19 protein-coding genes are annotated in these 23,649 nt (G+C 64.6%); 10 read left to right on the top strand and 9 right to left on the bottom strand.

Annotated features, from left to right (window positions below; translation table 11 throughout):
* Positions 1-87 precede the first annotated feature (87 nt).
* Together FVD38_RS22480 and msrA are read left to right on the top strand one after the other, a co-directional pair.
* Positions 88-969 (top strand): alpha/beta fold hydrolase, encoded by an 882-nt coding sequence (locus FVD38_RS22480; protein ID WP_147936842.1) that lies wholly within the window; start codon positions 88-90, stop codon positions 967-969.
* Positions 970-1,067: 98 nt separating this feature from the next.
* Complete coding sequence (gene msrA / locus FVD38_RS22475; protein ID WP_123070466.1) at positions 1,068-1,574, top strand: peptide-methionine (S)-S-oxide reductase MsrA; 507 nt, start codon at positions 1,068-1,070, stop codon at positions 1,572-1,574.
* Positions 1,575-1,682: 108 nt separating this feature from the next.
* On the opposite strand, the gene FVD38_RS22470 is transcribed toward msrA, so the two are convergent.
* From FVD38_RS22470 to FVD38_RS22450, 5 genes are all read right to left on the bottom strand, one after another.
* Positions 1,683-2,225 (bottom strand): hypothetical protein, encoded by a 543-nt coding sequence (locus FVD38_RS22470; protein ID WP_147936841.1) that lies wholly within the window; start codon positions 2,223-2,225, stop codon positions 1,683-1,685.
* A 118-nt stretch (positions 2,226-2,343) separates the two neighbouring features.
* Entirely contained in the window at positions 2,344-2,763 is a 420-nt protein-coding gene (locus FVD38_RS22465) for a hypothetical protein (protein WP_147936840.1), read from the bottom strand.
* 141 nt (positions 2,764-2,904) lie between these two features.
* Positions 2,905-3,795 (bottom strand): hypothetical protein, encoded by an 891-nt coding sequence (locus FVD38_RS22460; RefSeq protein WP_147936839.1) that lies wholly within the window; start codon positions 3,793-3,795, stop codon positions 2,905-2,907.
* Positions 3,796-3,851: 56 nt separating this feature from the next.
* Positions 3,852-4,439: a TerD family protein gene (locus FVD38_RS22455; protein WP_123070470.1), complete on the bottom strand. Its 588-nt coding sequence runs from the start codon at positions 4,437-4,439 to the stop codon at positions 3,852-3,854.
* 27 nt (positions 4,440-4,466) lie between these two features.
* Positions 4,467-5,591, bottom strand: coding sequence for a toxic anion resistance protein (locus FVD38_RS22450; RefSeq protein ID WP_147936838.1), 1,125 nt, complete (start codon positions 5,589-5,591; stop codon positions 4,467-4,469).
* A gap of 147 nt (positions 5,592-5,738) precedes the next feature.
* On the opposite strand from FVD38_RS22450, the gene FVD38_RS22445 reads away from it, so the two are divergent.
* Positions 5,739-7,532: a DUF885 domain-containing protein gene (locus FVD38_RS22445; RefSeq protein WP_147936837.1), complete on the top strand. Its 1,794-nt coding sequence runs from the start codon at positions 5,739-5,741 to the stop codon at positions 7,530-7,532.
* Positions 7,533-7,539: 7 nt separating this feature from the next.
* Here FVD38_RS22445 and FVD38_RS22440 read toward each other — a convergent pair whose 3' ends face one another.
* The gene (locus FVD38_RS22440) at positions 7,540-8,961 is read right to left on the bottom strand and encodes a PKD domain-containing protein (protein WP_187271676.1); all 1,422 of its coding nucleotides are present in this window, start codon (positions 8,959-8,961) and stop codon (positions 7,540-7,542) included.
* A gap of 369 nt (positions 8,962-9,330) precedes the next feature.
* Here FVD38_RS22440 and FVD38_RS22435 point away from each other — a divergent pair, with 369 nt between their 5' ends.
* The 3 genes from FVD38_RS22435 (at position 9,331) to FVD38_RS22425 (ending at position 12,790) form a co-directional block, all read left to right on the top strand.
* Entirely contained in the window at positions 9,331-10,737 is a 1,407-nt protein-coding gene (locus FVD38_RS22435; protein WP_147936835.1) for an FAD-binding oxidoreductase, read from the top strand.
* A 254-nt stretch (positions 10,738-10,991) separates the two neighbouring features.
* A complete protein-coding gene (locus tag FVD38_RS22430) occupies positions 10,992-11,465 on the top strand; it encodes a type VI secretion system amidase immunity protein Tai4 (RefSeq protein ID WP_147936834.1) in 474 nt (157 codons plus the stop codon).
* Between the two features lie 206 nt (positions 11,466-11,671).
* Positions 11,672-12,790, top strand: a complete 1,119-nt coding sequence (locus FVD38_RS22425; protein ID WP_147936833.1) for a zinc-binding metallopeptidase family protein — start codon at positions 11,672-11,674, stop codon at positions 12,788-12,790.
* A 76-nt stretch (positions 12,791-12,866) separates the two neighbouring features.
* Here FVD38_RS22425 and FVD38_RS22420 read toward each other — a convergent pair whose 3' ends face one another.
* On the bottom strand, positions 12,867-13,892 hold the full coding sequence (locus FVD38_RS22420; RefSeq protein WP_147936832.1) for an alpha-E domain-containing protein: 1,026 nt from the start codon (positions 13,890-13,892) through the stop codon (positions 12,867-12,869).
* A 1-nt stretch (position 13,893) separates the two neighbouring features.
* Positions 13,894-15,306 (bottom strand): circularly permuted type 2 ATP-grasp protein, encoded by a 1,413-nt coding sequence (locus tag FVD38_RS22415; protein WP_147936831.1) that lies wholly within the window; start codon positions 15,304-15,306, stop codon positions 13,894-13,896.
* A 165-nt stretch (positions 15,307-15,471) separates the two neighbouring features.
* On the opposite strand from FVD38_RS22415, the gene FVD38_RS22410 reads away from it, so the two are divergent.
* The 3 genes from FVD38_RS22410 to FVD38_RS22400 are packed head-to-tail and all read left to right on the top strand — an operon-like array spanning position 15,472 to position 22,356.
* Positions 15,472-18,831 (top strand): transglutaminase family protein, encoded by a 3,360-nt coding sequence (locus FVD38_RS22410; protein WP_147936830.1) that lies wholly within the window; start codon positions 15,472-15,474, stop codon positions 18,829-18,831.
* Between the two features lie 34 nt (positions 18,832-18,865).
* Entirely contained in the window at positions 18,866-21,403 is a 2,538-nt protein-coding gene (locus tag FVD38_RS22405; protein ID WP_147936829.1) for a circularly permuted type 2 ATP-grasp protein, read from the top strand.
* Positions 21,400-22,356, top strand: coding sequence for a transglutaminase family protein (locus tag FVD38_RS22400; RefSeq protein WP_229493917.1), 957 nt, complete (start codon positions 21,400-21,402; stop codon positions 22,354-22,356). The genes FVD38_RS22405 and FVD38_RS22400 overlap by 4 nt, the downstream gene beginning before the upstream one ends.
* Here the strand turns inward: FVD38_RS22400 and FVD38_RS22395 are convergent, their stop codons facing one another.
* Positions 22,357-23,010 (bottom strand): hypothetical protein, encoded by a 654-nt coding sequence (locus FVD38_RS22395; RefSeq protein WP_147936828.1) that lies wholly within the window; start codon positions 23,008-23,010, stop codon positions 22,357-22,359.
* A 170-nt stretch (positions 23,011-23,180) separates the two neighbouring features.
* Between FVD38_RS22395 and FVD38_RS22390 the strand changes: the two genes are divergently transcribed.
* Positions 23,181-23,630, top strand: a complete 450-nt coding sequence (locus tag FVD38_RS22390; RefSeq protein WP_147936827.1) for a carboxymuconolactone decarboxylase family protein — start codon at positions 23,181-23,183, stop codon at positions 23,628-23,630.
* The last annotated feature ends 19 nt before the right edge of the window (positions 23,631-23,649 follow it).

Below are 23,649 nucleotides of genomic sequence, written 5' to 3'. Positions count from 1 at the left end.
GGGCAAGCATTCCTAACGGACGCAGTCGTTGTACCCGCTGCGGTACGCTGAGAGCAACCGCACGCCCGTGCGATGGGAGGATCGATCATGCATCACATTCGTTGCGGCACCGGCAAGCCTTTGCTACTGATCCATGGCCTTGGCGGTCATTGGCAGAGCTGGAATCCCATTCTGGCCGATCTCGCGACGCGGCGCGAAGTCATCGCGGTGGACCTGCCCGGCTTCGGCCAGACGCCGCGGCTGGCCGGCGAAACATCGATCCGCACCCTGGCCGATGAGACCGCCGCCTTCCTCCATGCCCATGGCTTGAGTGGCATCGATGCGGTCGGTAGCTCGATGGGGGCGCGGCTGGTGCTGGAACTGGCGCGACGCGGTGGGATCGTCGGCGGCGTGGTGGCGCTCAATCCAGGTGGTTTCTGGCAGGGCTGGGAGCGTCACGCATTCTTCAGCTCGATCTACCTGTCAATCCGGCTGCTGCGGCTTCTGCGTCCTGTATTGCCGGCGGTCTGCGCCAATCCACTTGGTCGCGCTTTGTTGCTGGCACAATTTTCTGCGCGGCCGACCAAGCTGGCGCCGGACATCGTGAGCGATGAATTGTGCAGTTATGTGGCCTCGCCGGCGTTCGATGAACTGCTGGCCCAACTCGCCTATGGTGAGGAGCAACAAGGGGCTCCTCGCAACAGCATCGCGCATCCGCTCGTCATTGGCTGGGGACGGCGTGACCGGGTCTGTTTTCCACGGCAAGCCAAGCGCGCGCTGGCCTTGTTCCCGGATGCTCGACTGCACTGGTTCGAGCGGTGCGGCCATTTCCCGCACTGGGATGCGCCGGCGGAGACCGCACAGCTGATTCTGAGCGCACTTGCCGGTGAGCGCGCGAATGCCGCAGTCGGACTTTCGCACGAGGGACATGGAGGCCATCCTGAACTATCCTCAAGCCTGCAACTGCCGCAATCCACGCTACTGGTGTGACGCCGCGATCAGCCGTCACGTGACAGTGGCAGCGAAGAATAGACCAACGTGGGAAGATGTACTTTTTGGTACATCACTCGTTCAAGCAAAGGAAATCAATGACGACGCAAACTGAAACCGCCATCCTGGCCGGCGGCTGCTTCTGGGGCATGGAGGAATTGCTGCGCAGTATGCCCGGCGTGCTGTCAACGCGCGTCGGCTACACTGGCGGAGACGTGCCCAACGCCACCTACCGCAACCATGGCACGCACGCAGAAGCGCTCGAACTGGTGTTCGATCCGGGTCAGATCAGCTATCGCCAGATCCTCGAATTTTTCTTCCAGATCCATGATCCGACCACTGAGAACCGTCAGGGCAATGATCGTGGGATGAGCTATCGCTCTGGCATCTACTATCTCAATGACGCACAGAAGCGCATGGCCGAGCAGACCATCGCCGACGTCGACGCGTCCGGCCTTTGGCCCGGCAAGGCCGTCACCGAGATCGCCGCGGCCGGACCTTTCTGGGAGGCCGAGCCAGAACACCAGGACTATCTGCAACGCATTCCGAACGGGTACACCTGCCATTTCATCAGGCCGGGCTGGAAGCTTCCCGTCAGCCAGTGATCTGAGTAAGCCCGGTACGGCCTGGTCGCCCGCTTGCCAAAGCAGAAGATCGCAAATTCGTGTGCCGGTGCATCGATGTCGCCCGGGCTCAGCTGCTGATTTAGCTAGTCACTTTCCTGGCGCATCCAGATAGAAGATGGCGTACAGCTTGGCGCCGGAATTGACGGTCGGCTTGTCGATCTTGATCTGGGCGCAGTCCTCGGCCACCAGGCTGCGCCAGTTGGTGATGCCTGCGTTGGCGAACACGGAATTGACCTTGCACGCCAGGCTCATGTCGAGCGCCAGGCGGGCGTTGCGCTGCTCACCCTTGGCGTAGTTGACGCCGCGGATCTCGATGCCAAAGCTGCTCAGCCATGGCTCCCACAAGCCCATTTCCACGCCCTGCACGATCCGCTCCAACATGGTGTCCAGCGACACCCCTTTCTTGACGACTGCACGCAGCAATTGCAGCGATGGTGCCGTGCGCATGTCGGTGCTCTGCTTGCCCGCGCCGCTTTCATTGATGGCGGTCAACTCTTTCGAGAAAGCGGCATCACGTTCGGTGTAGTCGCGCATCCGGTGGTAGAACTCGGCATCGAGGAAGGGATTTGCCACGCGGCCGGTGGACGCCCCGGCTGGCTGTTTGGCTGGAGGCTGTTGTTTGTTGGTCATGGCAGTGGCTTTGGAGTGTAAGGCGCGCAGTGTAGCACCCGCGCCCTGCGCCCCGCGCGTTAGGTGCAAGGAGATACTTACGACGCGGTTTTTCGCATCTGGCCGGCAGCAATCGAGCTCATTCTTTTCGTTCCCTGAATTCACCTTCAATGACCGTGTCGTCGGTGCGCTCGGGACGCTTTTGCCCCGCGAATGTGAAAACAGACGACGACATGCGATCGACAACCGCTCGCCGCAGCCATGGGTAAGCGAGCACAAACGCCGTCGCGACACCTACAAACAGTGCGGGCACGTAGTCGCCTCTCGCCACGAAGGTGAACAGGCCCAGTGCAAGCAGGCTCACGATGAGCGGTCGACGGACAGGCTTGGGCAAGAGGCCGACAATGCGCAGCCTGCCCTCTTTTATCCACGGAAATCTCGCGAAAAGAATGCCGAGCAGCAGCCCTGCCGCGATCCGGCCCGTGCCGAGATAATCGGCCACCACCCCGATGACGAGATAACCTGTATAGGTCATCGTACCGGCCAAGGCGGCCAACATGAATATTGCAACGGCGGCCGTCAACCTTGGCCTGCCGATTGCCGCAGTGATGAGAAAACGTAGGATGTCTGTACTCCTGAAAATGGGCAGTGAGGCTATGGCAAATTCTAACAGCCGCACCTGTTTCAGGGCGCCTGGCGCCTATCGCGCCCCGCTCTGCGCCTGCGCCATTTCCACCGCCGGCAAGGTGACAGCCAAGAATGACGACACCTGCCCGATCAAATCCGCCGCCTGTTGCCGCACCTGCTTCATCTGCAATACGGACAACTCAGCCTGGCGCACCGCCTGCTGGATCAGCGTGCGCCGCTGCACGAGCGCATCGCGCAAAGCCGCATCCGGTGCATCCTCGACGAGTGTCGACACCACGGCCAGCACAAGCAGGTGCAAGCCCAGCCCCTTCGCCGACTCTTCCAGATTACGCATGGCGACTTCGCTGTCGGCCATCAACTGCATGAGCTGCGTGCGCGACGACGTCAGCACCGGCCGATACTCGGCAGGCGTTGTCGGTCGGCGAAACAGCCGGCCGAACATGCTCGGCGCCCCCTTGGTGGTCTCGAGCGCGACTTCCAATAGTGCCGGCACGCCCATCTGCGTGAATTTCAATACGAGTTCGGTAATAGGCTGGAGCAGCGCCGCCTGTTCCATTAGCGGTGCCTCTGCCCACTCGGTCACCAGCGCCAGCCTTACTGGCAGGATGCGGCGAAACAGGATGGCCAGGCGCTGCTCCGAATGCGCAAACACATTCGGATACTCGGCGTGGACGGTGGCAAGCGCATCGCGCACCGCCGGATGGTCTTCGCTGTCGAACAGCGGCCGGGCCACGGTTTTCCTGGTCACGGCAGACGTAGCCGGAACCGCAGGAACATCGTCGAAGGACAGCGCCCTGGGCGGGCCATTGCGATCGGGCGCCGCCGGATCATCGTGCTCGTCGCCGAAATCGAACGCCCGCGGCCCGGCCGGACGGTCGACCGGATCGGAGGGCGGCTCCGGCGCATCGCCGAAGTCGAATGCCTTGGGCTTCTGGTCTGTCATCGGTCTACCCGCCGGCGCAAGCCATTAGCGCTTCGAAAGAGAACGCGTACCGCTGCTCAGACAGTGCCGCCCAGCTTGCGAATGAAGGTTGCCAGGTTTAGCTTGAACCCCGCGCCGACGGCCTGGAAACGCCACTCGCCATCTTTGCGGTACAGCGAACCAAATTGCAGCGCGGTCTTGTCCGAATAGTCTTCGTTCAGGTTGTATTCCGCGATCGTCTCGCCGGTATCGGCGTTGTACACCTTCACATAAGCGCCAGAGACACTGCCGAAGTTCTGTTTGCGCACTTCGGCATCGTGGATGGTGACCACGATCGGCATTTCCATCACCGCCGCATCGACCTTGTCCAGGTCGACGGTGATGACTTCATCGTCGCCATCCTTGTCGCCGGTGCGGTTGTCGCCCGAGTGCACCACGGCGCCATCAGGCGAAGTCGTGTGGTTGTAATAGACGAAGTGGGCGTTGCTGATCATGACCGGATGGTCGTCCGCGTCTTTCTTGCACAGGAACACCGACGAATCGAGATCGAAGGCATGGCCCTCGGCCGCATTGACCTTCCATCCGAGGCCGATCCGTACGCGCTTCAAGCCCGGTGCGGATTTTTCGAGGTTGATGCGGTGGCCAGTCTGGAGCGTCGTCGACATGAGCTCTCCTTGTATAGTGAGTTGAAATTACGCCGCGCCTGGCGAGAACCGGGCGATCAGCTCCTGCTCGAGCGCCTGCAGTTTCGGCAGCTCGTCGCGGCGGCGCTGCTGGCCTTCGTTCGAGATCTGTTCGAGCTTGTCGAACGCCGTCACCAGCTGCGTCTGGACGTGCTGCGCGGTTTCCAGGCTGACGATGGAGCGCTGCTTGGCGCGCGCGACCGTCTCGGTATTTTCCAGCAGCATATCGGCCTGGGCGCGGAAGGCCGCGTCGGTGGCGTCATACGCCGCGTTGGCAACCGCCGCGCTCTGCTTGGCCTCCAGTTGCAGCAGATAGAGCGAGAACACATTGCGCCAGGCCGGAATCGACACGTTGACGATGTCCGTAAAGGTGTCCGTCAACGCGCGCGCATTGTCTTGCGACAGGCGGATCTGCGGCACCATCTGCGTGGCCATCAGCATGGCGCGGCGCAGGTCGTCGATGCGTTTTTCGAGACGCTCGAGACGACGCCTGAGTTCCGTCGCCTGCTGCGCCTCGAAGGCATTCGCCGCCGCGGTTTGCTGCGCGACCGCCTGGCGCAGCCGGTCGGCCCAGGCTTCGCCCTTCTTCACGTCGGCGTCCAGGCCCTGATAGTAGATCTCAAGGCCCTTGTACATCTCGTCGAAATCGTGGATGCGCGCCCGGTGCACGTTGGCGTGGCGCGTCATCTCGGACACCAGGGTGTCCATACGCGACTCGACCACCTGGTATTGCGACAGCATCTTTTCCTTGACCGAGCCGAACATGTTCGACACGCGCGACAGCAGGCCGCCCGATTTGAGCTTGGCCGGGTCCAGCCCCTTCGAGGTGGCAATCAGTTCGTTCAGCTGCGTGCCGAACACGTCCGCGTCAGAGGCGCGCACGGTGCCCAGCAGCTTGGCCGACACCTTCGCCACACCCGGCCCGGCGGCGCTGCCCAGGGTCTCGATGGCCTTGTCGTCGATGCCGGTGAGGTCGACAGGAATCACTGGCGCTGCGCTCGCCTCCGGCCGCAGTGCCGGCAGCGCGTCCGGCGTGATGGACGGATCCAGCAAAGGCGGCAGACCGGCGGCAGGCGTCACGGGGGTCGTCGACGCGGCCTTCGCTTCGTCATCGGAGGAGAACAGCGGTTTCATGGAATCCCTCAGGGTTGGTATGACAACATCAATAGCTTACCACTGGACAATCGGGCTGCAAGGGTTTCTGCGGCGAGCAGTCTGCCTCTTGTATTGCACCTGGACCATCATGCTATTCTTACATTGCCCTGACCACCTAGAGAAGACATGACCCGTTCGCTCCCCAATATCCTTCGCACTGCGCTGTGCACCGCGCTGTTCGCCGCCCTGCCCGCCGTCGCCCAAGTCAAGACGCCGGCCACGCCGGAAAAGATGAACCAGTTGTATAGCGACTACTGGGAAGACTACCTGCGCGAGAACCCGATCGCCGCCACCTTCAATGGCGACCATCGCTACAACGACCGCTTCGGCCCGACCTCGTCGGCCGAGAGCCGCAAGCAGACCCGCGCGCTGGCCGAAAAATACCTCGCCAGCAGCGACAAGTTCGATCCGGCGCCGCTGCCCTCGGAAGACCGTATCAGCTATGACCTGCTGCGCTACCGCCTGCAGCAAGACCTCGACAGCATGCGCTTCCCGTCCGACCTGGTGCCGGTCGATCAGTTCTCGGGCCTGCATCTGCTGATGGCCCAGCTGGGCTCGGGCGCCTCGACGCAGCCGTTCCAGACCGTGCAGGATTACGAGAACTGGCTCAAGCGCGCCGCCGGCTACGCGCCGGCCGTCGACGACAGCATCGCCAATATGCGCGCCGGCATCAAGCAGGGCATCGTGATGCCGAAGGCGCTGATCCAGCGCGTGCTGCCGCAGCTCGAGAACGTCGGCAGCGACAATCTCGACACCAGCACCTATATGGGGCCAACGAAGAAATTCCCGAAGTCCTTCAGCGCCGCCGATAAGGCGCGCCTGACGGCGGCCTACGGCAAGATGGTGCGTGATCAGCTGGCCCCGGCCAACCGCAAGCTGCTGGCCTTCATGAAGGACACCTACCTGCCGGCGGGCCGCGACACGGCCGGCATCGGCTCCCTGCCAGGCGGCAAGGAGTGGTATGCCTTCCTCGCGCGCCGCTCGACCACCACCGATCAGACGCCGGAAGAAATCCACGAGATCGGCCTGCGCGAAGTCGCGCGCATCCGCGCCCAGTTCGAGGAAGCCAAGGTCAAGGTCGGCTTCCAGGGCACGCTGAAGGAATTCTTCAATCACCTCAACACCGCGCCCGAGCTGCGCTTCAAGTCGCGTGAAGAGATCCAGGCGGCCTACGAGGCGATGCGTCCGCGCGTCGAGGCCAAGGTCGATCAGCTGTTCGCGCGCGTGCCCAAGGCGCCGTTCGAGATCCGTCCGGTGGAAGCCTTCCGCGAAGTGAGCGCCGCCCCGGCCTCTTACCAGCGCGGCTCGGTCGACGGCAAGCGTCCCGGCGTCTTCTATTTCAACGCCTACAAGCCGGAGACCCGCACCAACTTCACGACCACCGCCTTCTTCCTGCATGAAGCGATTCCCGGTCACCACTTCGAGCGCAGCCTGGCGCAGGAAACGACCGGCCTGCCGGCCTTCCGCCGCTTCGGCGGCAGCACCGCCTTCTCGGAAGGCTGGGGCCTGTACAGCGAAATGCTGGGCCAGGAAATCGGCATGTACAACGACCCATGGCAGTGGGTGGGCCGCCTGACCGCCGAAATCTGGCGCGGCGTGCGCCTGGTGGTCGATACCGGCATCCACTCGAAAGGCTGGACGCGTGAACAGGCGATCGCCTACTTCATGGACAACGTGCCGCAGAACGAGGTGACGGCGGTGCAGGAAGTCGAGCGCTATATCGCGATTCCAGGCCAGGCCCTGAGCTACAAGATTGGCGAACTGAAGCTGCGCGAACTGCGTACGCGCGCCGAGAAGACCCTGGGCAAGGACTTCGACCTGCGCGCCTTCCATAACGAGGTTCTGTCGCACGGCGCGGTGCCGCTCGACGTGCTCGAAGCGGCGACCGACCGCTGGATCGCGGCCCAGAAGAAGGGTTGATTCCCTCTTACGGCGCTTTCACTTCCACCTCTTGACTGACCACGGTGCGACGGCCATCCCGGCCGACCACCGTGGCCGTCACCGTGTAGTTGCCCGGCGCGGAGAAACTGTGGCTGGCGCGCGCGCTGGCCACGCCGGCGCGCTCGTCGATCCGACGCGCCGCCCCACCACTGCCATCACCCCACGACCAATCCACGCCGCGCGTGCCGACCCGGTCGCCATCCACGAACGACACCGACGCCTGCAGCGGCGCACCGACCTCGATCGTGCGCTCTGCGACAATCGGCCCGACCGTGGGTCCGGCTTTGCGTCCCTGATCCGGCCTGAGTAATACCAGTCCGGCATTCGAGCTGGCCACGATCTCGCCTCGGTCGTTGACCGCCATCGCGTGTTCAAGCACCAACGTCGGCGGCACGCGGCGCAGCAGCCGGTTCAGGTCCAGCATACCGCCGCCGGCACTCCAGACGAAGGCGCGCATGGCGCCGGCCTTGTCCTCGGCAAAGCCGACGATCTGTCCCTTCGCATTGACGCCGCGCGCGACCGACGTCCTGCCTCCCAGGGTGCCGAGTTCGCGTATGCCGCTGCGCCGCGTCCACGACATCGCGCGCTGGCGTCCGTCGGCAAAACCGATGCCGCCCGCGATGTGCAGGCCCGGCGTCATCGCATTGACCCAGGCCGTGGTGCCGCGGCCGATCCCGAGGTCGACCATGCCTGTGGCGCGTGTCCACAGGAAGGGGCGATCGCCGCCATCGTCCCAGGAAGCCAGGCGATTGCCCGCTACCTCCCCTCCTGCGCCGACGGCCACGGGCGACGATTCGACGCTGCCCAACGTATCGATGTCGACCAGGCCGCTCGCGCGCGTCCAGGCGAACACGCGCGTGAATTCATCGTCGATCGTGGTCACGCCGGCGATCAGGCCGGCGTCGTTGAGTACGCGGCCGGCAGGTTGCTGGAAGGCCGGCGTGACGCCCAGGTCTTCCACGCCGCCGGCATGACTCCAGCGGAACGGCCGCGCCGAGTCGCCGAACGAGCCGGTGACGACGCCGCGGTTATTGATGGCCCAGCCATACGAGCGGCCCCGGCCCGGTTCGGCGCGGATGTCGAGCATGCCGCCACCAGCGCTCCAGACGAAGGCGTTCTCGACGCCCTGTTCGTTGATCGACGTGCCGGCGATCTGGCCGGCCTCGTTCAGGTCGTTCGCATACGTGATTCCGCCTCCCAGCGAGCCGATGTTTTTTATCGCGGCGCCGTCAAAGAAAAAACCCGCCGTTCGCCCGCCGTTCACCATCGAGAACGCCACCTGGCCGGCGGTGTTGATGTCGGGGTAGGTCGCGATCGTGCCGGGGCCGAGGTTGATCACGCGATAGCTCGTGCGCTGCGCGCCATGTTTTCCATCCACCTCGCCTGACGCCGGCTGCGCAAGCGCCATTGCGGATGTCCACATCGCGACCACTAGCAAGACCAGGCGGGACAGCCCCGATATCGGGCTGCCGGTCGACACATCGTTTCTTCGAGCGATACACATGCATGTCTCCATTAAAAGTAGAACGTCGGGCCGGTCGCCATAAATGGCGCCGGGAAGGGGCTCATCATGCGTTGCAGCCGATGCGCACGGTATGTCGCAGCTCGCACTTGCGTCGCCGTTTGTGCTGGACCAATGGCCTCGACCATGGCCCGACGTTGTCGATTCTCCAGTCCCTATTCCTGCGCTCTATTTCCATCTCATGAGCTTGCGTCAACGCACATCGCCTTCCTATCATGAAGCGAGACGTCGAACCAACCATCTGCGAGGTGGGTCATGAATACGCTGACGAATGGGCAGTTCAATGAGTTACGGGGTGTAACACGAGGAGAGATCCTCCAGGCCAACGATGCGGGCTATGACGATGCCCGTGCCGTCTGGAATGCGATGATCGACCGGCATCCGGCCATCATCGTGCGCTGCGCCGGCACCGCCGACGTACGCGCGTCGCTGGCCTATGCGCGCAACCACCAGTTGCGGCTGGCCGTACGTGGCGGCGGCCACAATATCGCCGGCAGCGCGCTGTGCGATGACGGGCTGGTGATCGACCTGTCGCGCATGAAGTCGGTACAGGTCGATCCGGAGCGCCGCCGCGCCTGGGTGGAAGGCGGCGCCACCCTGCGCGACTTCGACCATGAAGCCCAGGCCTACAGACTGGCGACGCCGCTGGGCATCAATTCCACCACCGGCGTGGCTGGCCTGACCCTGGGCGGCGGCTTCGGCTGGCTCAGCCGCACGCTGGGCCTGGCGGCGGACAATCTGCTGTCGGCCGAGATGGTCACCGCCGATGCCGGGCGCCTGCAGGTGAGCGCAACCGAGCATCCCGATCTGTTCTGGGCCATCCGTGGTGGCGGCGGCAATTTCGGCGTGGTCACACGTTTCGAGTTCGCCTTGCACCCGGTGGGCCCGCAGATCACGGCCGGGCTGGTCGTCTACCCGTTCGACCAGGCCCGGTCAGTGTTGCAGCAATACCGCGATGCCGTCGCTACCATGACGCCCGACCTCACGGTCTGGGCCGTCCTGCGCAAGGCGCCGCCGCTGCCGTTCCTGGCGCCGCAAGTGCATGGCCAGGACGTGCTGGTGCTGCCGGTCTTTTCGCCATCGCCGAGCGACGCCGTGGACGCCGCCATCGCACGCATCGCCAAGTTGGGCGAGCCGCTGGGCATGCACGTCGGTCCCATGCCGTATGCGGCCTGGCAGCAGATCTTCGATCCGATGCTCACGCCAGGCGCGCGCAACTACTGGAAATCGCATAATTTCGCGCAACTGAGCGACGGAGCCATTGATGTCGTCGTGCGCTATGCCGGCAACCTGCCCACCTCCCAGTGCGAGATCTTCCTCGGCCTGCTGGGCGGCCAGGCCGGGGCGCCGCCGCCGCAGGCGACGGCTTATCCGCACCGTGACGCGCTGTACGTGATGAACGTGCACACGCGCTGGGACGATCCGGCCGACGACGAACGCTGCATTGCCTGGGCCCGCGATTTCTTTGCGGATGCCACGCCGTATGCGAGCGGCGGTGTCTACGTCAACTTCATGCCGCAGGACGAAGGCGAGCGTACGTCGGATGCGTATGGCGCCAACTATGCGCGCCTGGCGCAGATCAAGGCGACCTACGATCCGGACAATCTGTTCCGTACCAATCAGAATATTCGGCCGGCGTCTCCTGCCGCTGCGGCCAGCTGACCGGCCGCGGCTTCAATGGCGCCGCAGAAGCGGCTTCAGCGGCCGCACCCCGCCCTCCTTGTCCGCGTTGCTCATCGCAGCAGCAAGCCCGATAGCAAATGCCGATCAGGTCTTCGCACGTCATGAGGAAATCCGCCCGACTATTGTGCTAGCGAAAGGCCGGCCTTAATTTCTCGCGCGATGATGCACGGCGTTGGAAACAACAAACCCGAGGCGCGATACCGCACAGATCGCGCAAATTTCTGGAGCTTGCGATGAGGTTGTCCGCTCTGCGACTGGCAGTGATGGTGTCCACTTTATTGTCATTGCCAGCCCATATCAGTGCTCGCGACAATACCTCCCCGCTGGCTGTAACCCGCACTTACGCCCAGAATTACAAGGACATGGTGCTGGCAACCTGTCTGACCCAAGCCTATCGGAATGACACTAGCGTGGCTACGGATGCCGGCAGCAGCATCAGCGCCTTACGCGACTGGACGTACTTCGATATGGACCAGAGTCCAGATGCAGTCAACTCCTTAGTGAATAGCTACCTGGCAAGGGATTACTCCAATCCTCTGGTCGAATCGGAAATCAAGGGCGTGCGGTTCGATTTCTTGAAGTGCATGGACCTCTACCACAGCAAAGCACTGGACGACCTGGCGAAGCGATTGGTCATCCACCCGAAACGCATTTATGGGCAGGAGCATCCTTCGCAATCGCAGGCTCATGGTGCTACCGCCAGATAGCACTTGGTTGAACTTTTCCAAAGCATGGTGTGTGCGCTTGGTCGCGATCCAGTGCGACCACCTTCATTCCCAGCACCGCCAGGTGCTTCTTTCCCTCATTCCCTTCCACCTTAATGCGGCGTTGTCTTACACGTGCCTGCCGGGATCGGTTTTGCTGTTAGATTATTGACATCGAATACGCCCGTCAGCCCACTCTTATTTCTGCCATGAAAACCTTTCACTGCGACAAGTGCTCACAACAGATTTTTTTTGAAAACACCCTTTGCTTCAACTGCGACAGCACACTGGGCTACCAGCCGGCCACGCGCAGCGTCAACAGCTTCGAACAGACCGAGGACGGCCTGTGGCGCAGCCTGAACCGCACCGACGCCGGCAAGGTCTATAAACAATGCAGCAACTATGTTCAGCACAATGTATGCAACTGGATGCTGCCTGCGGATGACCCTCACGATTTATGTGCCTCGTGCCAGCTGACCGTGATCATCCCGGCGCTGACCTCCGAGAAAAACCGCATCCTGTGGGCGCGTCTCGAAGCGGCTAAGCGCCGCCTGCTGTTTTCGCTGGCGACGCTGAACCTCACCCCGGCGTCGAAGGAAGACGAGCCGGAAACCGGCCTTGCATTCCAGTTCCTGGAAGACGGCGTAACGGACCAGTGCGTGATGACCGGCCATGCCAACGGTGTGATCACCCTGAACATCGCCGAAGCCGATCCGGCCGAGCGCGAACGCACGCGCGAGCAGATGCACGAGCGCTATCGCACGCTGCTGGGCCATTTCCGTCACGAAAGCGGCCACTACTATTTCGACCGCCTGGTGGCCAATAGCCCGTGGATCGACGAGTACCGCACCCTGTTCGGCGACGAGCGCCAGGATTACGGCGAGAGCCTGAAGCGTCACTATGAGAATGGGCCGGCCGAGGACTGGGCGGAGCGTTTCGTGAGCAGCTATGCCAGCTCACACCCTTGGGAAGACTGGGCCGAGACCTGGGCTCATTACCTCCACATGATCGATACGCTGGAGACGGCGCACTCCTGCGGCCTGCAGCTCAAGCCGCGCAAGGCCGACGAGCCTGCGCTCGACGGCATCACCTTGCCGACCAGGACGGACGCGTTCGACGATACCCTGAGCGACTGGTTCGCGCTGACTTACGTGCTCAACAGCCTGAATCGCAGCATCGGGATGCCGGACTCCTACCCGTTCACGCTCAGCCCACCGGTACTGGAAAAGCTGCACTTCGTGCACCTCGTCGTGCGCGCCCAGATCAAGCAAGCGACGGCGCCGGTCAAGCCGGCCGCGACGCCGGCGCCTGCCACGCCGGGCACCTGAGACGACGCACCGTCATGAAGCCTGCACCGCCGTTTTCCTCAAAACGGTGCGGCGCGCGCCATGCCGGTGCACCTCGTCACGCCGTCTGGGTCTGGGTTTGCGTCATCCCGCCCAGGGTCTGCGTCTGGGATTGGGTCTGTCCCTCTTCGGAAGGAACCGGCTCGATCGGGATCAGGAAGTCGCGGCTGATGCCGTTGCCCAGTGCGTCGACCGACGCCAGGAAGCGGGTCAGGAAGGCGTGCAGGCCTTCTTCGAGGATGTCGCTGATCGGGGCCGACTGCAGCATGGCGTACAGTTCCATGGCCAGGCGCTCGGTATCGTGCGACTGCGCATTGCGCACATCCTTCAGGTTGGCCACCACCGCGGCGATGCACGCCACCAGCGAGCGCGGCATTTTCTCTTGCAGGATCAATAGTTCGGCCACCCGCTTTGAGGTGATGGCATCCCGATAGACCTTGCGGTAGGTCTCGAAGGCGGACACCGAGCGCAGCAGCGCCGCAAGCTGGTAGAACTCCGCCTGCGTCCCGGCCTGGACCGCATCGTGCGCCCCGAACCTGAACTTGACGTCGAGGATGCGCGCCGTGTTGTCGGCCCGTTCCAGGAAGGTGCCGAGGCGGATGAAGTTGAACGCCTCGTCCTGGAGCATGGTGCCCAGCGTGACGCCGCGCGACAGGTGCGAGCGGTACTTGACCCATTCCAGGAACTGGCCGGGATCGTGCTCGAAGGTGCGCTTGCCGAGATGCTGCTGCAGCATCAGCCAGGTCGTGTTCTCGGTTTCCCATACCTCGGTGGTCAGGGAGCCGCGCACGGCGCGCGCGTTCTCGCGGGATGCGCGCAGGCAGCTGGTGATCGAGGACGGGTTGTCCGGATCGCGGACCATGAAGTCGATCACGTTCGCTTGCGTGAGCGCCGGGTACTTGGCCTCGAACTGCGCCTCCAGCTCGGACACCCCCAGCATGCTGCGCCAGCCCTGCTGCTCGGCCTGCGCCGACTGCGGCATCAGCGAATACTGGACCCGGACATCGAGCATGCGGGCCGTGTTTTCGGCCCGCTCGGTGTAGCGGGCCATCCAGAACAAATGATCTGCGGTGCGGCTCAACATGCTAGTTCTCCAAAATCCAGGTGTCCTTGGTGCCGCCGCCCTGCGACGAATTGACCACCAGCGAACCTTCCTGCAGCGCCACCCGGGTCAGGCCGCCCGGCACCATCGACACCGTCTTGCCCGACAAGACGAAGGGCCGCAGGTCGATGTGGCGCGGCGCGATGCCCGCCTCGACATAGGTCGGGCAAGCCGACAAGGCCAGCGTGGGCTGGGCGATATAGCCGTCCGGGTTGGCCAGCAGGCGCTCGCGGAAGGCCTCGATCTCGGCGTGGGTCGAGGCCGGCCCGACCAGCATGCCGTAGCCGCCCGCGCCGTGCACTTCCTTGACCACCAGCTCGGGCAGCCGGGACAGCGTGTACGCGAGATCTTCTTTCTTCCTGCACTGGTAAGTCGGCACGTTGTTCAGGATCGGCTTTTCACCCAGGTAGAACTCGATCATGTCCGGCACGTAGGGATAGATCGACTTGTCGTCGGCCACCCCGGTGCCGATGGCGTTGGCGAGGCCAACCCGTCCGGCGCGCACCGCGTCGAGCAGGCCCGGCACGCCCAGGGTGGACTCGGTGCGGAAGGCGCGTGGATCGAGGTAGTCGTCGTCGATGCGGCGATAGATGACGTCGACCTGCTTCGGCCCGCGCGTGGTGCGCATATAGACGGTGTCGTCGCTGACGTACAGGTCTTGCCCCTGCACCAGCGCCACCCCCATCTGCTGGGCCAGGAAAGCGTGTTCGAAATAGGCCGAGTTATGCATGCCCGGCGTGAGCACGACCACGGTCGGATCGTCGAGGCCGTGCGGCGCCACGGTGCGCAGGTTGTCGAGCAGCAGGTCGGGATAGTGCTCGACCGGCGCCACGCGGTTGCTCGCGAACAGGGCGGGAAACAGCCGCATCATCATCTTGCGGTTTTCCAGCATGTACGACACCCCGGAAGGCACCCGCAGATTGTCCTCCAAAACATAGAACTCGCCCTCGCCCGCGCGCACGATGTCGACCCCGGCGATATGGGCATAGATATTCGAAGGCACCCTGACGCCCTGCATGGCGGGCCGGTACTGCGCATTGTTCAGGATCTGTTCGGGCGGGATGATGCCCGCCTTCAGGATATCCTGGTCGTGGTAGACGTCGTGCAGGAAACGGTTCAGCGCGGTCACCCGTTGCACCAGGCCGGCCTGCAGCTTGGCCCATTCGGCGGCGTCGATCACGCGCGGAATGATGTCGAAGGGGATCAGCCGCTCCTTGCCGGCGTTGTCGCCGTAGACGGCGAAGGTGATTCCCACGCGCTGGAAGGTCAGCTCGGCCTCGGCCCGCTTTTGCGCGATCAGTTGCGGCGATTGCAGGGCAAGCCAGCGCGCGAACGCGTCATAGTGAGGCCGTGCAGTTGCCGCAGCGGAATACATTTCATCGTAAAATTTCGGCATCGGATCCTCCAGTGGCATAAGTGCAATCAAGAAACGTGCCAGCTGGGGCGACGCCGCACGAACGCATTATATTGCGGGTATGAATCATGCTTAAATACTGTTGAAACAGGCATGCATCGACGGTGCTGGTATCGTTCGTGACCTCTCCTATAAAGGCACTCCCGCATGGCTATCCGTATCGCGCTGCACCACAAGACCAGCTACCGCTATGACCGGCAAGTCGCGCTCTCGCCGCATGAAGTGCGCCTGCGTCCGGCGCCGCATGCGCGTACCCCGATCCTGGCGTATTCGCTGTCGGTGCTGCCGCAAGAGCATTTCATCAACTGGCAGCAAGACCCATACGGCAATTACATCGGCCGTTTCGTGTTCCCGGAAAAAACGGACACACTCGAGTTCACGGTCGACCTGGTTGCCGACATGACCGTCATCAATCCCTTCGATTTCTTCATCGAGAGTTATGCCGAGAATTTCCCCTTCGCCTATCCGGCGCAACTGAAGGCGGAGCTGAGCGCGTATGCCCAGGCCGAGCCGCCCGGTCCCCGCCTGCTGGCCTGGGTGGAGGCGGCGCGGCGCGAGCTGCTGGCGCAGCCGATGAATACCAACGATTTCCTGGTGGCGATCAACCAGCGCCTGCAGCGCGATATCGCCTACCTGTTGCGGATGGAGCCAGGCGTGCAGACGCCGGAAGACACACTGGAAAAGTGTTCCGGCTCGTGCCGCGACACCGGCTGGCTGCTGGTACAGATCCTGCGCGAAATGGGGCTGGCGGCGCGCTTCGTCTCGGGCTACCTGATCCAGCTGCGCGCCGACCAGGAAGCACTTGACGGTCCGAGCGGCCCCCTCGAGGACTTCACCGACCTGCATGCCTGGACCGAGGTCTACATTCCCGGCGCCGGCTGGATCGGACTCGATCCAACCTCGGGCATGCTGGCGGGCGAAGGCCATATCCCACTGGCCTGCACCGCGCTCCCCTCGTCGGCGGCGCCGGTGACGGGCTTCAGCGACCAGGCCGAGGTCACCTTCATCCACGAGATGACGGTCACCCGCATCCATGAAGACCCGCGCGTTAGCAAGCCATACACGGAAACCGACTGGCAGGCCATCGACCGTCTCGGCCAGCAGGTCGATGCCGATCTGCTGGCACAGGACGTGCGCCTGACCCAGGGCGGCGAGCCCACCTTCGTCTCGATCGACGATATGGACGGGCCGGAATGGAATACCCTGGCGCACGGCGACAAGAAGCGCGAACTGGCCGGCAATCTGATGCACCGGCTGAAAAACCACTTCGCGCCGGGCGGCATGCTGCACTATGGCCAGGGCAAATGGTATCCGGGCGAGCCGCTGCCGCGCTGGGCCCTGAATATCTTCTGGCGCGTCGACGGCCAGCCGATATGGCTCGATCCGTCCCTGTTCTCGGACGAATACATCGACGATGGCTATGGCAGCGAGGAAGCCGGCCACTTCATCGTCGAGCTGGTCAAGTCGCTCGGCCTGCCGGCGGGCAGCGCCATCGCGGCCTATGAAGACGTGCTGCTGCAGGCCCAGCGCGAGCAGGCGCTGCCGCGCAACCTCGATCCCTTGCAAGCCGACCTCACGGCGCCGGAGGAACGGCGCCGGCTGGCGCGCCTGCTCGAGCGCGGCCTGGGCCAGGTGGCCGGCTATGTGCTGCCGCTGCAGGCGAAGGAATACGACCCGGCCGTCATGCTCGGTACCAGCTGGCGCACCTCGCCCTGGCCGCTGCGGCGCGAAAACCTGTACCTGCTCGAGGGCGATTCGCCGATCGGCCTGCGCCTGCCGCTGGCCACGCTGCCGTGGGTGCTGCCCGAAGAACGCGATCCCGGGTTCGATGTCGATCCGTTCGCGCCGCGCGCCGCCTTGCCGGCCGTGAAGAAGGACCGGCGCCCGGTGCTGGGCCTGGCCGCCGGCAAATCGGCGGACAAGGCCGCCAGGGCCGGCAAACCGGTTACGCCGGCCGCGCCAGCCGAACCGGCCGCGCGCGACGTGATCCACACCGCGCTGTGCGTCGAAGTGCGCGCCGGACGCCTGTATGTGTTCATGCCGCCGCAAAAGCGCATCGAGGATTACCTGGCGCTGGTCAGTGCGGTCGAAACCACGGCCGCCAGGCTCAAGATGAAGCTGCGGATCGAAGGCTATGCGCCGCCGCGAGACCCGCGCATCAAGCTGCTCAGCGTCACGCCCGACCCTGGCGTCATCGAAGTCAATATCCATCCGGCCGCCACCTGGAATGAGCTGGTGCACAACGTGACGACCCTGTACCAGGAAGCGCGCCTGACGCGCCTGGGCACCGAGAAATTCATGCACGATGGCCGCCACACCGGCACCGGCGGCGGCAACCACGCCACCCTGGGCGGCGCCAGCGTCGACGACAGCCCGATGCTGCGCCGGCCCGACCTGCTCAAGAGCCTGATCACCTATTGGCAGGTGCATCCCGCCCTGTCCTACCTGTTCTCGGGCACCTTCATCGGGCCGACCAGCCAGGCGCCGCGGGTCGACGAGGCGCGCGACGACAATCTGTACGAGCTGGCGATCGCCTTCCAGCAAATGGACCAGGTGCTGCCCACCCTGCACCCGGGCGACAAGCCGTGGATGGTCGACCGCCTGCTGCGCAACCTGCTGGTCGACCTGACCGGCAATACGCACCGCGCCGAATTTTCGATCGACAAGCTGTATTCGCCGGACGGCCCCACCGGCCGCCTGGGACTGGTGGAATTCCGCGCCTTCGAGATGCCGCCCCACGAACGCATGAGCCTGCTGCAGATGCTGCTGCTGCGCGCGCTGGTCGCGCGCTTCTGGCGCGAGCCCTGCCAGGCCCGTCTGGTGCACTGGGGCACCGCCCTGCACGACCGCTGGATGCTGCCGCATTTCGTCGCCCAGGATATCCGCGACGTCGCGCGCGACCTGCGCGCGGCCGGCTATGCCTTCGAAGACCGCTGGTTCGATCCCTTCATCGAGTTCCGCTTCCCGCGCTTCGGCAGCGTCGTCTACGAGGGCGTCGAGATGGAGTTGCGCCAGGCGATCGAGCCGTGGAATGTGCTGGGCGAGGAAGTCTCGGCCGGCGGTACCGCGCGCTATGTCGATTCGTCGGTCGAGCGCATGCAGCTGAAGGTCACCGGCCTGACCGACGGCCGCCACGTGGTGGCCTGCAACGGCCGCATGCTGCCCCTGCAGCCGACCGGCGTGCCGGGCGAGTACGTGGCCGGCGTGCGTTTCCGGGCCTGGAGCCCGTGGTCGGCGCTGCACCCCAGCATCAAGGTGCAGGCCCCGCTCGTCTTCGACCTGGTCGACACCTGGAATGGCCGCTCGATCGGCGGCTGCACCTATCATGTGGTGCATCCGGGCGGGCGCAACGAAACCGGCTCGCCGGTCAATGCCAACGCCGCCGAGGCGCGCCGGGTTGCGCGGTTCTGGCCGCATGGCCATACGCCGGGCCCGTTCACGGTACGCAAGGAGGAGCCCAATCCGGGCTTCCCGATGACACTGGATTTGCGCTGGCAGCCGGTTTGACCTATTGTTTCGTACCAAACGTATTGCTGCCTTCATGTCCAACCAGTTACTAGCCCATTATCTCGCCGCATCGGACGGTTTCGATGAAATGCTCGACGCGGCGAAAGCGCCGCGTGCCCACTGGCGTGCGCTGCTAGCCAACCTGGAGCAGGAAGCGCCGGGCATGATGCGCCAGCGGCGCGAGATGGTGCAGCGCCAGGTGCGCGAGAACGGCGTGACCTATAACGTCGCCGCCGACGCCCACGGCAAGCAGCGGCCATGGGACCTGAACGTGCTGCCGCTGATCCTTCCGCATGAGGAATGGAGCGGCATCGAGGCGGCCGTGATCCAGCGCGCCACCTTGCTCAACAAGATTCTGGGCGACGTGTACGGCAAGCAGGAGATGCTGCACGAGGGCCTGCTGCCGCCGGCGCTGGTCGACGGCCATGCCGGCTTCTTGCGCCCTTGCCACGGCATGCGGCACCATGACGACGTCGCCCTGCATTTCTATGCGGTCGACCTCGCGCGCGCGCCCGATGGCCGCTGGTGGGTCATGGCCGACCGCACCCAGGCGCCGTTCGGCGCCGGCTATGCGCTGGAAAACCGCGCCATCATCGCCCCCACCTTCCCCGACCTGCTGCGCGAACTGAAGGTGCAGCCTCTCGGCAGGTTCTTCCGCACCATGCACGACAGCCTGGTGCACTGGGGGCGCATGTGCGCGGCGACCGGCGACCATCCCGCGCCGCTGCGCGAGGGCGAGGCGCCGCTGATCGTGCTGCTCACGCCAGGCCCGCGCAGCCAGAGCTACTACGAACAGGCCTACCTGGCGCGCTATCTCGGCCTGCCGCTGGTCGAAGGCGGCGACCTGACGGTGCGCGACGGGGTGGTGTACCTCAAGACCCTGGCCGGCCTGCACCGGGTACACGTGATCATGCGCCGGGTCGACGACGAATCGTGCGATCCGCTCGAACTGCAGCACTCGCTGCTGGGCGTGGCGGGGCTGACCCAGGCCGCCATGCGCGGCAATGTGCTGGTCGCCAACAGCCTCGGCTCGAGCCTGCTCGAATCGGGCGCCCTGCTCGGCTTCCTGCCGACGCTGTCGAAGCGCCTGCTGGGCGAACCCCTGAAAATGCCGTCGGTGGCCACCTGGTGGTGCGGCGAGCCGAGCGCGCTGGACACCGTCATCGCCAGGCTCGATCGCCTGGTCATCAAGCCCAGCTTTTCACAGCGTCCGCAGGCTGCGCTGTTCGGCCAGGACCTCGATGGCGAGGCGCGCGCGGCCTTCGTCGCCAGGATGCGCGCCAATCCCAACGATTACATTGCCCAGGAACTGGTGCGGCTGTCGCAATCGCCGGTATGGCGGGACGGGCCGGCGCCTGGCCTCGAGGCGCGCGCCGTCGGCCTGCGGGTGTTTGCCTGCGCCACCCCGAACGGCTATGTGGTGATGCCCGGCGGCCTGACCCGGGTGGCTACCGGGCCGGATGCGCGGGTGCTGACGATGCAGATGGGCGGCGCCAGCAAGGACACCTGGGTCCAGGCGCGCGCCAGGGTCGAAGTGCACCGCCTGCAGCAGCGCAGCATCTCGGGCCGCGACCTGGTGCGGGAAGACACCAACCTGTCTAGCCGCGTGGCGGAAAACCTGCTGTGGTTCGGACGCCATGCGGAACGCACCGACAATATCTGCCGCCTGCTGCGGGTCGCGCTCGATTTCTTGTTCAACGTCCGTTTCGACCAGCGCGGCGCCGAATGGCCGACCGTCGAGGCGCTGTGCATCTGGTTCGGCCTGCTCGACGAAGGGAAGAAGCCGGCCACGCCAGGCACGACCCAAACCGGCCCCATCTTTACCGATGCCGAGATCGAGTCGGCCCTGCTGACGGCGGTCGTCTCGCCCACGGTCCCCGGCCTGGCACGGCAGCAGCAGCAGTTGCACCGGCTTGCCGGGCAGCTGCACGAACGCTTCTCGGTCGATAACTGGCGTGCACTGAACCGGATGGTGCAACCAGCCTCCGCCGGCGAGCGGCCATCGCAGTCGGGGGTCATGACGATCCTCGACGATGCCGCCGCCGCGCTGATGACACTGGCCGGCTTCGCCCTCGACGGCATGACGCGCGATCTTGGCTGGCGTTTCATGTCGATCGGACGCCGCCTGGAGCGCCTGCAATTCCAGAGCGTGGTGCTGCAGCGCGCGCTCGCCATGAACGGGAGCGGCAACCTCGACTGGCTGCTGGAGCTATCCGACAGCATCATCACCTACCGGGCCCGCTACCGGGCCCAGCCCGAATGGCTGCCGGTCCTCGACCTGCTGCTGCTCGACGAGACCAATCCGCGCTCGATCGTCTTCCAGCTCAACGGCATCCTGGGCACGCTGGCCAAGATCGAGCAAACCCAGGGGCCCTGCGGCACGCATATGCTGGCGCCCTTGAAGAAGGAGCTGCTCGCGCTCGATCCTGACACTGACCTGAAGCACGGCAACCCCCTGCTCGGCGGCCTGCTGGACCGGATCGGACGCACCAGTGCGGCCCTGTCCGAGCAGATCAGCGTGCAATTTTTCAGCTATACCGACAACGGCCGCCAAAGGAACCGCAGCTCATGATCGCGCAGCCCATGACCGCGCAGTCCATCACCAATTCGCCAACGAGCGCCGGCGCCTGCGCGCGCTATCGCGTGGTGCATGAAACGCGCTACACCTACAGCAGCACGGTCACCCTGTCGCAGCAATACCTGCATCTGACGCCGCGCTCCTTCTCCTGCCAGCAAACCGAGTCGCACCTGATCTGGCTCGATCCGGTCGTCAACGACGGCAAGGACGGTGTCGACTACTTCGGCAACCTGACCCGCCACGTGGCGCTGACCGTGCCGCATGACAGCCTGCTGGTGCACGCCGAATCGACGGTCTCGCTGTGGGAGCGCTACACCCTGGCGCAGATCGCCGGGACGCTGCCGTGGGAATGCGTGCGCGACATGATGGGCAAGGAAAAGAGCGCCGCCACCCTGGAAGCCTGCCGCTATCTGTACGCCTCGCCGCATGTCACCAGCTTCCCCGAGCTCGAAGCCTATGCCCGCGCCAGCTACACCCCGGGCCGACCGCAGCTCGATGCCGCGCTGGACCTGACCTACAGGATCTTCGACGACTTCGAGTTCGATGCCAAGGCGACCGATATCTCGACCCCGCTCGATCAGGTGCTGCGCGGCCGGCGCGGCGTGTGCCAGGACTTCGCCCAGCTGATGATCGGCTGCCTGCGCAGCATCGGCCTGCCGGCGCGCTATGTGAGCGGATACATCCTGACCCACCCGCCCGCAGGCAAGCCGCGCCTGATCGGCGCCGACGCTTCGCACGCCTGGGTGTCGGTGTTCTGCCCGGCGCTGGGCTGGGTCGATTTCGATCCGACCAACCGCTGCCTGGTGCAGCATGAACACATCACGCTGGGTTGGGGGCGCGACTTCAGCGACGTGACCCCGCTGCGCGGCATCGTGCTGGGGGGCGGCAAGCAGGAACTCGAGGTGCGGGTGACGGTGACGCCCTTGCCCTTGCTCGAAGGGGCGTAACTAGGCGCCGTCCTTGTGCCCAAGTCCGGCGGGGATGGGCATGCCCCCGCCGCCGCCGTCCATGCCGCCGCCGCCGCGGTTTCCACCGCCGCCGGCTTCGCCTTTCGCACGACCGCCGCCGCCCTGCGTGCGCGTCGGCCCCTGCAGCGGAATCATCACCTCATCCGGCATCGGATCGAGATCCAGCGCCGCGCGAATGAAGGTGCGCAGGCTGACCACCAGCTCCGCCGTATGAATCGGCCGCCCCGCCGCCAGTTCGGCCGCCGCCTGCGCCGCCAGTCGGCAGTGCTCTTCGGTGCCGAGCAGCAGGATGTCCGCCAGGGCTGCTTCGACGGCATCGCGGATGCGGCGCGAACGGTCTGAACTCGCCATTCCATCGCTTCCCCCCTCTTCGCCCGATCCGGCCCGCTCGCGCAGGTCGCGCAGATGCGTCGGATCGACCGTCAGCTGCCCGGTGAACGAGCCGCCCAGGGTGCGGTAGGCGGCGATCAGGGTTTTCAGGCGCTCGTTGATCTGGCGGTTCATGCGCTCGCGGCGCTGCTGGATGGTCTGCATCATGAGGATGCGGATGCCCACGCCCAGCAAGGTAAAGACGGCAAGCCCGATGATCGTCGTCATCGCGCCTTGCCACGAACTGAAATCCATATAGCGCATGCTGGTTCCGGTGCTTGTCATCGATGCAAGACAGTGTACCGATTCAAGAAAATACACCTCGGCCGATTGATTTTTTGCGCGCGATGTCACACAACCGTCGCCTCGCTCGTCTACCAGGCAGCCGGCCTGTTCGCCGGCATCGACTCGTTCAACCTGAGGAAACAAGACAAATGAATCGCGAAAACTGGTTCCAGGCCTCGCCCGAAGGCGCCCAAGCCCTGGGCGGCGTCCATCACTACGTCACGAAGAACACCAATCTTCCTTCCCAACTGATCCACCTCGTTTTCTTGCGGGTGTCGCAGATCAACGGCTGCGCGCACTGCATCGACCTGCACTCGCGCGACCTGGTCAAGGAAGGCATGTCGATCGATAAACTGGTACTGGTCCCGGTCTGGCACGAAGCGGCTTACCTGTTCTCGGACCAGGAACGGGCGGCGCTGGCCTGGGCCGAAGAAGTCACCCGTGTCAGTGAAACCCATGCGTCCGACGAAGCCTATGCCGCGGCCTCGAAAGCGTTCGATTCCAGGGACCTGGTCGACCTGACGATCGCCATCGCCGCCATGAACGCGTTCAATCGCATGGGCGTGAGCTTCCGCCTGAAACCAGCCGCCAGGGCCTAGCTGCGGGCAGGCTTGAATG

It is taken from the genome of Massilia arenae (assembly GCF_008014745.1).
GTDB classification, from domain to species: Bacteria; Pseudomonadota; Gammaproteobacteria; order Burkholderiales; family Burkholderiaceae_D; genus Telluria; species Telluria arenae.
Note: the sequence above shows the minus strand (reverse complement) of the source record. Positions and strands in the feature narration are given on the sequence as shown.

What these genes read in the sequence shown, in the direction of transcription:
- FVD38_RS22480 (WP_147936842.1), top strand. Translation starts at nt 88, where the DNA reads ATGCATCACATTCGTTGCGGCACCGGCAAGCCTTTGCTACTGATCCAT.
- msrA (WP_123070466.1), top strand. Translation starts at nt 1,068, where the DNA reads ATGACGACGCAAACTGAAACCGCCATCCTGGCCGGCGGCTGCTTCTGG.
- FVD38_RS22470 (WP_147936841.1), bottom strand. Translation starts at nt 2,225, where the DNA reads ATGACCAACAAACAACAGCCTCCAGCCAAACAGCCAGCCGGGGCGTCC.
- FVD38_RS22465 (WP_147936840.1), bottom strand. Translation starts at nt 2,763, where the DNA reads ATGTTGGCCGCCTTGGCCGGTACGATGACCTATACAGGTTATCTCGTC.
- FVD38_RS22460 (WP_147936839.1), bottom strand. Translation starts at nt 3,795, where the DNA reads ATGACAGACCAGAAGCCCAAGGCATTCGACTTCGGCGATGCGCCGGAG.
- FVD38_RS22455 (WP_123070470.1), bottom strand. Translation starts at nt 4,439, where the DNA reads ATGTCGACGACGCTCCAGACTGGCCACCGCATCAACCTCGAAAAATCC.
- FVD38_RS22450 (WP_147936838.1), bottom strand. Translation starts at nt 5,591, where the DNA reads ATGAAACCGCTGTTCTCCTCCGATGACGAAGCGAAGGCCGCGTCGACG.
- FVD38_RS22445 (WP_147936837.1), top strand. Translation starts at nt 5,739, where the DNA reads ATGACCCGTTCGCTCCCCAATATCCTTCGCACTGCGCTGTGCACCGCG.
- FVD38_RS22440 (WP_187271676.1), bottom strand. Translation starts at nt 8,961, where the DNA reads ATGGCGCTTGCGCAGCCGGCGTCAGGCGAGGTGGATGGAAAACATGGC.
- FVD38_RS22435 (WP_147936835.1), top strand. Translation starts at nt 9,331, where the DNA reads ATGAATACGCTGACGAATGGGCAGTTCAATGAGTTACGGGGTGTAACA.
- FVD38_RS22430 (WP_147936834.1), top strand. Translation starts at nt 10,992, where the DNA reads ATGAGGTTGTCCGCTCTGCGACTGGCAGTGATGGTGTCCACTTTATTG.
- FVD38_RS22425 (WP_147936833.1), top strand. Translation starts at nt 11,672, where the DNA reads ATGAAAACCTTTCACTGCGACAAGTGCTCACAACAGATTTTTTTTGAA.
- FVD38_RS22420 (WP_147936832.1), bottom strand. Translation starts at nt 13,892, where the DNA reads ATGTTGAGCCGCACCGCAGATCATTTGTTCTGGATGGCCCGCTACACC.
- FVD38_RS22415 (WP_147936831.1), bottom strand. Translation starts at nt 15,306, where the DNA reads ATGCCGAAATTTTACGATGAAATGTATTCCGCTGCGGCAACTGCACGG.
- FVD38_RS22410 (WP_147936830.1), top strand. Translation starts at nt 15,472, where the DNA reads ATGGCTATCCGTATCGCGCTGCACCACAAGACCAGCTACCGCTATGAC.
- FVD38_RS22405 (WP_147936829.1), top strand. Translation starts at nt 18,866, where the DNA reads ATGTCCAACCAGTTACTAGCCCATTATCTCGCCGCATCGGACGGTTTC.
- FVD38_RS22400 (WP_229493917.1), top strand. Translation starts at nt 21,400, where the DNA reads ATGATCGCGCAGCCCATGACCGCGCAGTCCATCACCAATTCGCCAACG.
- FVD38_RS22395 (WP_147936828.1), bottom strand. Translation starts at nt 23,010, where the DNA reads ATGCGCTATATGGATTTCAGTTCGTGGCAAGGCGCGATGACGACGATC.
- FVD38_RS22390 (WP_147936827.1), top strand. Translation starts at nt 23,181, where the DNA reads ATGAATCGCGAAAACTGGTTCCAGGCCTCGCCCGAAGGCGCCCAAGCC.